11 protein-coding genes and 1 pseudogene are annotated in these 11677 nt (G+C 68.3%); 8 read left to right on the plus strand and 4 right to left on the minus strand.

Translation table 11 applies throughout. The features are described from left to right. Positions 1-35 precede the first annotated feature (35 nt). The gene (gene pfkB, locus Q9G87_RS55430) at positions 36-992 is read right to left on the minus strand and encodes a 1-phosphofructokinase (protein WP_305924765.1); all 957 of its coding nucleotides are present in this window, start codon (positions 990-992) and stop codon (positions 36-38) included. Next, on the minus strand, positions 989-1750 hold the full coding sequence (locus Q9G87_RS55435; protein WP_305924766.1) for a DeoR/GlpR family DNA-binding transcription regulator: 762 nt from the start codon (positions 1748-1750) through the stop codon (positions 989-991). Before Q9G87_RS55435 ends, pfkB begins: the two co-directional genes overlap by 4 nt. A gap of 108 nt (positions 1751-1858) precedes the next feature. Here Q9G87_RS55435 and Q9G87_RS55440 point away from each other — a divergent pair, with 108 nt between their 5' ends. Both Q9G87_RS55440 and Q9G87_RS55445 read left to right on the plus strand, forming a co-directional pair. After that, the gene (locus Q9G87_RS55440; RefSeq protein ID WP_305924812.1) at positions 1859-2707 is read left to right on the plus strand and encodes a D-alanyl-D-alanine carboxypeptidase family protein; all 849 of its coding nucleotides are present in this window, start codon (positions 1859-1861) and stop codon (positions 2705-2707) included. A gap of 164 nt (positions 2708-2871) precedes the next feature. Further along, positions 2872-3528 (plus strand): hypothetical protein, encoded by a 657-nt coding sequence (locus Q9G87_RS55445; protein ID WP_305924767.1) that lies wholly within the window; start codon positions 2872-2874, stop codon positions 3526-3528. Here the strand turns inward: Q9G87_RS55445 and tnpA are convergent. Then, positions 3450-3866 carry an IS200/IS605 family transposase gene (tnpA, locus tag Q9G87_RS55450; protein WP_305924768.1) on the minus strand — a complete coding sequence of 139 codons (417 nt, stop codon included), beginning with the start codon at positions 3864-3866 and terminating at the stop codon, positions 3450-3452. The genes Q9G87_RS55445 and tnpA overlap by 79 nt on opposite strands. Positions 3867-3888: 22 nt before the next feature. Here tnpA and Q9G87_RS55455 point away from each other — a divergent pair. From Q9G87_RS55455 to Q9G87_RS55470, 5 genes and pseudogenes are all read left to right on the plus strand, one after another. Continuing rightward, positions 3889-4767, plus strand: a pseudogene (locus Q9G87_RS55455) (RNA-guided endonuclease InsQ/TnpB family protein); the annotation flags it as partial. Positions 4768-4775: 8 nt separating this feature from the next. Beyond that, a complete protein-coding gene (locus tag Q9G87_RS61160; RefSeq protein WP_452452683.1) occupies positions 4776-5186 on the plus strand; it encodes a zinc ribbon domain-containing protein in 411 nt (136 codons plus the stop codon). After that, on the plus strand, positions 5182-5865 hold the full coding sequence (locus Q9G87_RS55460; protein ID WP_305924813.1) for an FAD-dependent oxidoreductase: 684 nt from the start codon (positions 5182-5184) through the stop codon (positions 5863-5865). The genes Q9G87_RS61160 and Q9G87_RS55460 overlap by 5 nt, the downstream gene beginning before the upstream one ends. A 189-nt stretch (positions 5866-6054) precedes the next feature. After that, complete coding sequence (locus tag Q9G87_RS55465; protein ID WP_305924769.1) at positions 6055-6432, plus strand: hypothetical protein; 378 nt, start codon at positions 6055-6057, stop codon at positions 6430-6432. A 418-nt stretch (positions 6433-6850) separates the two neighbouring features. Further along, positions 6851-7438 (plus strand): hypothetical protein, encoded by a 588-nt coding sequence (locus Q9G87_RS55470; RefSeq protein ID WP_305924770.1) that lies wholly within the window; start codon positions 6851-6853, stop codon positions 7436-7438. A gap of 120 nt (positions 7439-7558) precedes the next feature. Here Q9G87_RS55470 and Q9G87_RS55475 read toward each other — a convergent pair whose 3' ends face one another. Beyond that, positions 7559-7756, minus strand: a complete 198-nt coding sequence (locus Q9G87_RS55475) for a hypothetical protein (protein ID WP_305924771.1) — start codon at positions 7754-7756, stop codon at positions 7559-7561. A 179-nt stretch (positions 7757-7935) separates the two neighbouring features. On the opposite strand from Q9G87_RS55475, the gene Q9G87_RS55480 reads away from it, so the two are divergent. Next, on the plus strand, positions 7936-10794 hold the full coding sequence (locus Q9G87_RS55480; protein WP_305924772.1) for a DUF7507 domain-containing protein: 2859 nt from the start codon (positions 7936-7938) through the stop codon (positions 10792-10794). The last annotated feature ends 883 nt before the right edge of the window (positions 10795-11677 follow it).

Consider the following 11677-nt stretch of genomic DNA (forward strand, 5'->3'; position numbering starts at 1 on the left):
CGGGGGGTTGTGCAGAGAATCAGCGGCTTTGCCGGCTATTGGGGAGGAGCGGGCGGGGGTGAGGTGAGGAGGCGGGCCGGGTCGGGCTGATGGACGGTGACGGCGCCGAGGTCGATGTCGGCGGGTCCCGGCATACGGCTTCCGGGCAGGCCTACCGCGGCGGCGCCCCAGGCCAGGGCCCGCGCCAGCGCGTCAGGCCCGTGGCCGCCGTCCGCTAAGAATCCGGCCAGCATGGCGTCGCCCGCGCCGACGGAGCTGCGGGGCTCGGTCACCGGCGCCTCGCCGTACCAGATGCCGGACTCCTCGACCAGCACCGCGCCGTCGGCGCCCAGGCTGGCCAGCACCGTGCGCGCGCCCGCCGCACGGAGCTTGCCCGCGGCCTTCACCACGTCGCCGAGGCAGCGGATGGGCATGCCGGTGGCCGCGGCGAGCTCCTCCACGTTCGGCTTGACCAGGGCCGGCGCCGCGCCGAGCGCGCACGACAGGGCAGGCCCGCTGGTGTCGACCGCCACAAGGATGCCCGCCTCGGCGAACCTGAGGCACAACCGGGCGTAGACGTCGGCGGGCACCTCGGGGGGCAGGCTGCCGGAGGCGACCACCCAGTCCGCCTCGTGCGCGGCGGCCAGCACCGCCTCCGCGATCGTGTCCAGCTCGCCGGGCGACAGGGCCGTGCCCGGCTCGTTGATCTTGGTGGTGGTGCCGTCGGGCTCGGCGAGCGTGACGTTCGACCGGGTCGGGCCGGCCACCGGGACGGTGACCATGTCGAGCCCCTGGGCGGCGAGGAGACGGACGAGCTGCCTGCCCTCGTCCCCGCCGAACGGCACCACCGCGCGCGAGGCGACCCGGTTGGCCAGCAGGGCGCGCGAGACGTTCACGCCCTTGCCGCCCGGATCCAGGCGGGCGGCGGCGGCGCGGATGACCGCGCCGCGGTCCAGCGCGCCGATCTCGATCGTGCGGTCCAGGCTGGGGTTGAGCGTCAGGGTGAGGATCACGCCCTGATCACCTCCGGCCCCGCCGCCGCCACGTCGGCGGCGAGCGTGACGTCCAGCCCGGTGTCGCTGATCACCACGTCGATCTCGCTCAGCTCGGCGAACGTGGCCAGGTAGGTGTTGGAGAACTTCGTGTGGTCGGCCAGGAGCACGCTGCGCTGCGCGGCCTTGACCATGGCCCGCTTGATCGCCGCCTCGCCCGGGTCCGGCGTGGTCAGCCCCCGGGCCGGCGAGCAGCCGTTGGTGCCGATGAACGCGACGTCCACGTTGAGGTGCGCGAGCGGGCGCAGTGCCCAGTCGTCGACCGTGGCGAGCGTCTTGCCGCGCAGCCGCCCGCCCAGCATGATCACGTGCAGGTTGGGGCGGGCGGCCAGGACCGTGGCCAGCGGCGGTGAGTTCACCACGACGGTGAGCTCGCGGTCAGCCGGCAGCACCTGGACCAGCCGGCCCGTCGTGGTGCCCGCATCGATGATGACCGATCCGTCCTCGGGCAGCTCGGCCAGCGCCGCCTTGGCGATGCGCTCCTTCTCGGCCGTCATCAGCTCGTCGCGGGCGGCCAACGCGGGCTCGAAGCCCAGCCGCTCCACGGGGATCGCGCCGCCGTGCACCCGGCGCAGCACACCCGCCCGCTCCAGCGACGTCAGGTCGCGGCGGATCGTCTCGGTGGTCACGTCGAGATCGGCGGCCAGCGTCACCACGTCGACGCGGCCTGTGGCACGCGCTCTCCGCAGGATCTCCTGCTGCCGCTCCTCCGCGTACATGATGTTGATTCACCGCCGTTTCGTGTTGGTTTCATCTGTGTTTATACCCGGTTCTGTTGGGAGGTCAAGAGTTGGACAGGAGAATCTGGTACTTATAGGCGCGTGCGTATGAAGCCCTGGGCCGCAGTGCTCCTCGTTGTCGCCGCCCTCGCCACGCCCGCTCAGGCCGCCGCGACCGCCCCACCGCGCGTTCCGGCCGGGACCACGGCGGCGTGGGTGGTGTTCGACCGGCAGGCAGGCAAGATCGTGGCCACCCGCAACGCGCACCGCGCCTACCGCTCGGCGTCCGTCGTCAAGATCCTCATCGCGATCGACTACCTGGAGCGGCGCAAGAGCGTGCCGGCCGCCGACGCCAGGCTGCTGAAGGTCATGTTGCGGTCCAGCGATGACGACGCGGCCTCGGCGTTCTGGGACCGGGGCGGCAAGGGGCAGATCATCGTGCGGATGGCCCGCAAGCTGAGGCTGGCCGACACGGCGCCGCCGCCCGCGTCCAAGCCCGGCTTCTGGGGGTACAGCTCGCTGAGCGCGTACGACATCGTCCGGACGTACCGCTACCTGCTGGACACCGCCGACGCCCGGGTCAGGGACACGATCCTGGGCCACTTGCGCCGGGCCACGCCGTGCGGCATGGACGGCTTCGATCAGACCTTCGGCATCCCGGACGCACTGCCCCGGCCGTGGGCGGTCAAGCAGGGCTGGTCGGGGTTCGGCACCACGCCGCCGATCAGGTGTGACGCCAAGGCGGTCAGCGCGCCCGTCTCGTGGATCGCCCAGCGCGCCATCGGCTCGGGCGTGCCCGACTACGGCCGTCCCGTGCTGTACACGACCGGGCTGGTGGGCAAGGGGGAGCGGTACGTGATGGCGGTGCTCACGACGCACCCGGCGGGCAGCACGTGGAGCGCCTCCGTCAAGCGCATCACCACCCTGACCAGGGACCTCTACCGCAGCATCTCCTAAGAGCTATTCCTTGAGGCGGGATAGTCCAGGTTGCAGGTGCGTCTGTCCGGCGTGGTTCCCTCCTGGACGAGTGGGGTTACCGGCTCGGCCGCGATAACGCCACGCTGCTGCCGATGGTGGCCTGCCGGCTGTTCCTGCTTAACTGCAGCCCTCACTTTGACGAGTTGACCACCGAGCTGTTCGATCGCGTGCACCGACCGTCTGCTGCCGGGCACGCAGATGTCTGCGATCCGCCCCGGGAGGGCACCGGCCGTCACATGGCCAGCGCCACCGGCGGCGCACCGGAATGGGAGCGGTGGGGCGACCGCTGGCATGCCACCTCGACGTTGACGCCCCGCACCCGCAGCGGCGTCCGCTCCAACCTGCTCAAAGTTGGCCGCTGGCTCCAGGCCGGAGCATCCGACGCCGCTGATCCGGCGGACTGGACCAGGCAGACCTGCGCGGCCTGGGTCGCCGCGCTCGACCGGATGAACGTCGGTGACTACGTCCAGCGCACCGTCGGCCTCAAGGACCGTGTCCGCAAGCCGCTGGCAGCCAGCAGCAAGGAGGGGCAGCTCGCCGCGCTGCGCAGGTTCTTGACCGACTGCCAGGAATGGGAGTGGCTGCCCCGTCGTTTCGACCCGCAACGTGCGCTGGCGACCCCGCGCAGCATCGCCGCTCTGCTCGGCCGAAGCGGACCGGCCCGCGTAGCGGGGCCAGGAACAGCCGTTGCGCCGCCAAAGCGGAACGGTGTCCGCGCGGATCAGATTGGCCGGTTGTGCTGCTCGATGTACTGGTGCATGACCGAAAGGGGTGCTCCGCCCACTGATCCGGCGAAGTAGGAGCCTGACCAGAGCCTGTTCGCCCTCCAGTAGTGGCGGGCCAGTTCGGGGAACTCTTGCCGCATCCGCCGGGAGGACACGCCCTTGAGGCTGTTGACGAGCCGGGAGATGGCGACCTTGGGCGGGAAGTTCACCAGGAGATGGACGTGGTTGGCCTCGCCGTTGAACTCGGCCAGTTCGGTCTCGAAGTCGGCGCACACGTCTCGCATGATCTGCTCCATGCGTTCCAGGTGGGGTCTGATGAACACCTGGTGCCGGTATTTGGTGATGAAGACCAAATGTGCGTGGAGTACGAAAATGCAGTGCCTACCGGTCCTGATGTCTCCGTCATCGGCCATAGACCAATGATAGGATCATGGTGTGCGGCTGCGTTACGCCTACCGGCTCGACCCGACTCCAAGCCAGCGGATCGCGCTGGCGCGGGCGTTCGGGTGCGCCCGGGTGGTGTTCAACGACGCTCTGGCTTTGCGTAACCAGGCGTACGAGAACGGGGAGCCGTTCATCACCGACGCCGAACTGTCCGTGCGGGTGATCACGAAGGCGAAGGCGACGCCGGAGCGGGCCTGGCTGGGTGAGGTGTCGGCGGTGGTGCTGCAGCAGGCGCTGGCCGACTGCACCACCGCGTTCCGCAACTTCTTCGACTCGCTGGCCGGTCGGCGCAAGGGCCCGAAGCTGGGGCCGCCTCGGTTTCGGTCCCGCAAGGACAACCGGCAGGCGATCCGTTTCACCAAGAACGCCAAATTCAAGATCACGACAGGCGGGAAACTGCGCCTGCCGAAGATCGGCGAGGTGGCGGTGCGCTGGTCCCGGGACCTGCCCGCGCCGGCGTCGTCGGTGACGATCAACAAGGACGCGGCCGGTCGGTACTTCGCCTCGTTCGTGGTCGAGGCCGCCCCCCAGCCGCTGCCCCCGGTGGAGGCAGACGCCGGCATCGACTTGGGGCTGGGACATTTCGCGATCCTGCCGGACGGCACAAAGATCGACTCTCCGCGGTTTCTGCGCCGGGCGGAGAAGAAGCTCAAGCGCCTGCAGCGGGCGCTGTCCAGGAAGGAGAAAGGCTCGGCCAACCGGGCCAAGGCCCGGGACGCGCTGGCCCGCCAGCATGCCAAGGTCGCCGACGCGCGCCGCGAGTTCCACCACCAGTTGTCCACGACGTTGATCCGCGAAAACCAAGCGATCTACGTGGAGGATCTGGCGGTCAAGGGACTGGCCCGCACGAAGATGGCCAAGAGCGTGCACGACGCCGGGTGGGGCCAGTTCGTCGGCATGCTGGAGTACAAGGCCAAGCTGCACGGCGGACGCTGGTCAAGGCCGGCCGGTTCTTCCCCTCCAGCAAACGCTGCTCGGCCTGCCACACCGTGGTCGCCGCGTTGCCGCTGCACGTCCGATCGTGGACGTGCAGCGCATGCGGCACGCTCCACGACCGGGACGTCAACTCTGCCGTCAACCTCCAGCAGGAGGGCAGACGGCTGGTCGCCGCTGGACGGAAACCCGCACCTGAGACGGGCGGGAAGCGGAGACTCAAAACGCCTGCGGAGACCGGTAAGACCCACCATCCACACTTCGGCGTGGGCGGCGGGGCACGGTCGATGAAACAGGAAGCCACGGAAGCGCCGCCGCCTGAGCGGCAGCGGTGCAGGCCGAATCCCCGGGATTGAGCCCGGGGAGCGCGTCAAATGTTCTCCCGCACGCTGCGACTGGTGGATCGAGTTCGGCGGCGAGCGGGACACCGTGCACGACAACGACCGCATCCGCGACGAGCTGTGGTCGGTCATCTACGGCATCTGGGACTACATCAAGAACTCCGGGAAGTTCGACGCCGACACGATGACCCTGGAGTGGGTGGGGTCGCTGCCCGGCAAGCGGGAATACCGCCGCCTCCTCGGCGACTACGTGCTCACCCAGCACGACGTGCTGGCCCAGACACCCTTCGAGGACCGGATCGCCTTCGGCGGGTGGTCGATCGACCTCCACCCGCCGCAGGGCATGTACGCGAAGGAGGACGGCGCCAAGCAGCGCTTCGCCGACGGGATCTATCACCTCCCTTACCGGTCCATCTACATCCCGGCGCTGGGCACCAGCCAGGAATGCCACGCCTGCCACACGATCACCGAAGGCTCCCGCGAGAGTCAGTCCCGGTTCGTGTGCAAGAACCCAGCCTGCGGGTGGATCGGCAACGCCGACGTCAACGCCGCCCGCACCCAGTTGTACCGGTACAACTCAGCCGCCGGACGGGCGGTCACTGGACGTGGAGGCCCTGCACCACTGGGGCCGGTGAAGCGTCAAGCACCTCATGGCGGGACCACCCGCACCACCCCGCAACGGGTGGCCGCGTAGCGGCCATGAGAATCCTTCCCAATCAAAGGGAGGAGCACGTCAATGTCCTGGGGGAGTCGATGGATGCAGGCCACCTACCTCTATCTGGTCAACACCCGAGGTGCCCGAGAATCACGCGCGCAGACTACGCCGGGCACTCGAAGAATGCCCGCACAAGGCCGAGTCGCAGACCACGACCTCGCAGGAGGGATGATCACGATGGCCATGTACGAGTTCGTGGTCCACTTCATCGGACCGGCAGGTGGTGATGCCCTGATCAACCGACTCTATGAGGCCGGGTGGGACGACGCAACGATCGCATTCGACGCCTGGGAGGCCGGCGGCGAGGGGTTCGCCGAGTTCGATCCCGAATCCAGCAGCGCCATCCAGGCAATGGTGCCCACACAATCCATTCCAGATCAGCCGGTAGGGCCTCGTCATCGTCATGAGCAAGCGCATCACCATCATCGCGGCCTATGCCGCGGTTGTCCGACGTTCGGTCAAGGAACCGCTGAAGCGTTTCCGACCTGCTTCGTGCCGGGAGACCGCAGCCGCTCAGGTCTAAGTCGAGCAGGGGTGGCGCCGTGAGGGCGGCAGGGCACCGATATCGGCCCTCCCAGCGTCAGCCGGGGCTGGAACTCCATAGAAGTGTTTCAACCGTCCAGCCGTCTGCACCGACCTTTGAAACAGAGAATCCGCAGGACGCGTCCGGCCGCGGGCGGTGTTGCATGGGGTCGCCATGAAACAACCCGCAAGCAGGGCGGCTTCTTGCGGGACGCTCTGGACGTCTCGGAGACGCTCTGGGCGTCCCGGTCGACGTCCTGGCGGTCGTGGGCGGCCAGGCCAACCAGCCGCCCGGCGGCGTACGAGTTGCCGTTGTCAGCGCGGGCGCGAAGATCATCCCGCCGCCCCGAGACCCTATACTCCTTCAATCTTGCGATCTTCATACAATATTCTTGTACTCATGCAAAAAGTGTTGCATGCTTCTCGTATGATTTCACGTGAGATGCTTACTGATCTCGCGGCGATCCGCCACCCGATGCCGGTCGCCACCGAGCACGACGAGACCACATCCGAGTCGTTCGACACTGCGGTCGCCGGCGTCGAGGAAGCCCGCGCCGCGTTCGTGGAGAGCCTGGACGCGGCATGGGACGCCAGCGGCCCCGGGTTCGATCCCCTGCTGACCACCATCGAGGACCTGGTCGCGGTCAAAAAGGACGCCGACACCCAGATCCGGCTCCTCCTCGCCTACGGCCGCGCCTACGTCGCCCCACGCCCCTACACCCTGGAAGCCCTGGGGCAGGCCGCCAACCTCAGCCCCTCCGGCGCCAGCCGCGCCTTCGGGGCCGACGAGGTCGTCGAGGTTGGCGACCGCACCGGCCTGCGCCCACCCGCCTCCAAGATCGAGGACTACGACGCCGACGATCCCCGACTCGGCCAGGCCAGCCGCACCCGCTGCACCTGGGGCGGCGGCGACCGCAACAACCCCTGCCCCAACGACCCCAAATACACCGTTACCGACAAGTCCGGCACCCGCTGGGCCTGCTGTGACGATCATCTCCCCCGCTACCTCGCCTCCCGGCCCTCGCGCTGAATGAATACCAGGGAAGCTGAGCGGGCAGTTTGGGCAGTTTCCCCGGCCGCATACAGACCTAGAAGCTCACTGAAGATCTTGTTCTTGGTGGCCTGTGAGGTGGCAGGAGGCTGGGATTCTTCAGGAGAGTCGGGGAGCCAGTGTCCAGATGTCGCTGGTCCGGGTGAGCCCGAGGTTGATCAGGGTCCGGAGATCGAGGGCGGCAGCGCGGGACAGTGCGAGCCGGGACAGCAACATGCGGAGCCGTGCTCCGCTGACCTCCACGGGCCCTCCGCCGTCCAGATATGCCTGGGCTGGGGCCAGAAGTACGACTCGCACAGGCCAGACCCTACTTGGTGCAGATGGCGGCGTACCTGCCGTTCGGCGTTCACCTGAACCGGGCGGAATTCGACTAGGTAGGGCCTACTCACGACAGACCGCGATTTCGCCCCGATGGTGGAGACCCGAGTTCCAGCTCCATGGGGGGTATCTGCGGAATGCGCACCATCAGATTCTTAGTGGCCATCTTGCTGGCCCTCGCCGCCGCGATGGTGGCGGGGGCGGTACCGGCCACGGCGGCGACCGTCGAGGTCACCGTCCACCTCTACCGGGTGGTCGAACTGTCCTGTGACGAAGGCGCGGGCGAAGCCTGCGGCAACGACTACTACCCGAAGTTCGAGGTCGACCATCAGGGCCTGTTCGACGGCAGCGACACCTACTGCTGCGCCCACGGCGACGACTTCAGGACCAACTGGGTCTACAAGAAGACCGTCGACACCAGCCACAACCCGGTCCGGATCCAGATGCAGCTGTGGGATCAGGACGATCTCAGCTTCGACGACCCGATCAGGTGGACGAAGGGCGGCAGCGCCACGCTCGACCTCGACTTCAACCTGGACACCTGCGTGTTCACCGGCGGCGGGCTGACCACCCAGCAGGGCGCGAACGCCCCGACGCTCGCGGGCGAGAGCGAGGGCTCAGGCGAGGACTCCGCCCGCGGCTACTTCACGATCACCACGCCCGACTGCCTGAAGCCCGAGCGCGACGCCGACAGCGACGGCGACAGCCTCATGAACAGCTGGGAGACCGCTGGGCGCGGCATCAACGTCGACAACGACGGCACCATCGACCTGGCGTTGGGCGAGGCTCCCTACAACGCCGTGCCGTACCGCAAGGACCTGTTCGTCGAGGCAGACTACATGAAGGGCCAGAAGCCGCAGGCGGGCGCCCTCGACGACGTGGTGAAGGCCTTCGACGCGGCGCCGGTCGACCCCTATCCCGACCCGGCGGATCCGTCGAAGGTCAAGTACCGCGGCATCGCCCTGCACGCCATGGAGGGCGAGGAGATGCCGAACGTCCCGAACATCAAGTTCTCCACCTCGATCGACGGCGACCAGAACGACTTCAACGACTTCAAGAACGGCAACCCGGTCGTCAAGGAGGCGGGCAAGTGCTCGGGGCGCTTCGGCACGCAGGCTGACAGGACGAGCCCGAACTGCGTGAACATCCTTGAAGCTCGGCGCAAGGCGTTCCGCTACATGATCTTCGCGCACACGTACGAGGAGAACTCCGACTCCTCGGGCCGCGCCGAAATCGACCTCAACACTCTGGTGGGCGGCAACGACTTCATCGTCACACTCGGCTCGTGGTCGTCGTTCACCAATGTCGGCGGACGCAAGAACGCCGAGGCCGCTACCTTCATGCACGAGCTCGGCCACACGCTGAGCCTGGGCCACGGCGGCGACGACTCCGTCAACTGCAAGCCCAACTACCTCAGCGTGATGAACTACACCCTGCAGTTCACCAACCGCGACCCCGCCCGGCATCTCGACTACTCCAACGCGACCAAGGGCACCGTCCTGCTCACGCAACTGAGAGAGCAGCACCTCAACGAGAACAACGGCGTGTACGGCACGCCGAACCCGGCCAGGAACATCGTGTACGGCGTGGGCGGCAAGATCAGGACAGCCACCGCCACCAACGGCCCGATCGACTGGAACGAGAAGGACGGCAACACCGAGAGCGACATCCCGGCCGACATCAACTGGATCGAGGCGGTCAAGCCGGGCTGCGACGTGGCCAAGAACGACGACGTCCTGACCGGCCACGACGATTGGTCGCACCTCCAGTACGACCCCAAGATCCACATCGGCTTCTTCGGCGACGGGCCCCGGCTCAACCTGCCCGAGGAGCTCACCGAGCAGGCCGTGCTGGCCATGACGCAGAAGGCCGACCTCAAGGTGAGCAAGAGCGCCGACCAGGCGGAGGCGGCTGGAGGCGACACGGTCGGCTACACGGTCGCCGTGACCAACCTCGGCCCCGGCACCGCGACCGCGATCCAGCTCACCGACACCCTGCCCGACGGCAGCAAGCAGCAGCGCTCGCTGCCCGACCTGGCCGACGGCGCCGTCAACACGGTCACGCCGAAATTCACCTACCAGGTGCCGTGCGCCACCCCCGACGGCACCGTGCTCACCAACAGCGTGACGGTCACCGGCACCGACACCGACGGCGTGCCCGACCCGGCGGTCAGCGACAACACGGCCCAGGCCAAGACCACGGTGCAGGCCCCGGTGCTGACGGCGGCGCTGAGCGCGACGCCGGCGGTCAACGCCGGTGAGGCGATCACCTACACCCTCACCTACGCCAACACGGGCGGCGGCGCGGCCTCGAACGTCGTGGCCACGGTGAAGCTGCCCGCCGGGGTCTACTACAGCAAGGCCCTCGACCAGGGCACCGGTCCCAAGCCCAGCGAGGTGACCCCGAACGCCGACGGCTCCACGACCCTGACCTGGAAGCTGACGGACGTCCCTGCGAAGTCGGGTGACCGCGTCGTGACCTTCACCGCGCGGCCGACGCTGCTCGCCCTCGCGGGCACGGCCTACGCCGCCGAGGCCTCGCTGAGCTACCGCAACGCCACCGGCGCCTGCACCTTCGACCCGGTCACCGGATCGGCCACCACCACGATCACCGTGGTGCCGCCGACCCGCGACCCCAGGTCCAAGGGCTTCTGGAAGACCCACGAGGAGCTGTGGACGGCCGAGTTCCTCGCCCGCGTCCAGGCGACCGACCAGCGCTACGACGCCGACCAGGACGGGGCGCTCTCCCCGGCCGAGGCGACCGCGGCCTTCACCGGTGACAACGCGCCCAAGTCCGTGCTCCAGGAGCACCTGCTGGGCACCTATCTCAACCTGAGCACCCGCAGGATCAACGCGGGCACCGTGATCACCTCCCCGGTGGGCGGCACGGTGCGCGAGGCGGTCCTCGAGGCGCACGCCACGCTGCTCCTGCCGGTCGACTCCTCGACTTCGGCCAGGTACAGCCGGATCATCGACGTCCTGAACGACGTCAACGCCAACCGGATCGAGGTGTACTGACCCCCAGGCTTCCCTCAACGCGCGGATCTCCTCGGGCGTGTGCTCCCGGGCGACGTACGGGAGGTCGAGCAGGTGCTCGCAGTCCGGAAAGCGCTCCCGGACCACCGAGGTGTCCTCGAGGATCCGCGCGTAGAGGGAAGCCCTGTCCATGGAGAAGATGTCGATGACGACCAGCCGGCCGTCCAGCGCGTGCCGGATGCGGCGGAGCAGGTTCAACAAGCTGTCCGGAACCATGGAGGCACCTCAGGTGAAGGTGAAGCTCCCCACTTGGAAGAACGACCTTCCGCCTCCAATCCTTGGTCTGCTCGGCTTGTCCTGGGGCGACAGCGCCGGGAAGAGCCGGCCCCCCGGTCATCTACGGACTCCAGCCCGGGGCGCGGGGGATCATCCCGGCGCCCGAGGCCCCGCCGAAGGCCCTTCTTCTTGCTTTGTCCGAGGCGTTTGCCAGGCTGTGGCCATGATGCGCGCGTAGGCGGCGATGGCTTCGCTGCCGAGTTTGACGTAGCGCATAGGGGTGCCGTCAAGAAGCGCGCTATGAGCCGCCAAACCGAGTCTGAACTGGGCTTTCGGAGGGGCAGAACCTGCTGGTCATCCGGGCCGGCGCGGGCGCGTACGGGTTCAAAGGGCGATGGGGCCGAGGTCACGGGCGGTCTCGGCGAAGTCCCGGATGAGGTCGGTCTCGGTGGCGGTGCGCCAGATGAGCGCCCAGCGGGCCAGGGGAGCGTCGCGGATGGGCACGTGGATGTGGTCGGGCCGGGCGTAGTAGCGGATGGCAGGTGCTCCGTGGCCCCCGACAACATCAAACGCGACAAGCGGCTTGCCTAGTGAAGGCGTTGTAGGCCAAGATCGTCGCCTGGCCGACCGCGTCCAGGAAGCGAGGCAG

This window comes from Nonomuraea turcica (genome assembly GCF_030718205.1).
GTDB lineage: Bacteria > Actinomycetota > Actinomycetes > Streptosporangiales > Streptosporangiaceae > Nonomuraea.

What these genes read in the sequence shown, in the direction of transcription:
- Q9G87_RS55440 (WP_305924812.1), top strand. Translation starts at nt 1,859, where the DNA reads ATGAAGCCCTGGGCCGCAGTGCTCCTCGTTGTCGCCGCCCTCGCCACG.
- Q9G87_RS55435 (WP_305924766.1), bottom strand. Translation starts at nt 1,750, where the DNA reads ATGTACGCGGAGGAGCGGCAGCAGGAGATCCTGCGGAGAGCGCGTGCC.
- tnpA (WP_305924768.1), bottom strand. Translation starts at nt 3,866, where the DNA reads ATGGCCGATGACGGAGACATCAGGACCGGTAGGCACTGCATTTTCGTA.
- Q9G87_RS55470 (WP_305924770.1), top strand. Translation starts at nt 6,851, where the DNA reads ATGCTTACTGATCTCGCGGCGATCCGCCACCCGATGCCGGTCGCCACC.
- Q9G87_RS55465 (WP_305924769.1), top strand. Translation starts at nt 6,055, where the DNA reads ATGATCACGATGGCCATGTACGAGTTCGTGGTCCACTTCATCGGACCG.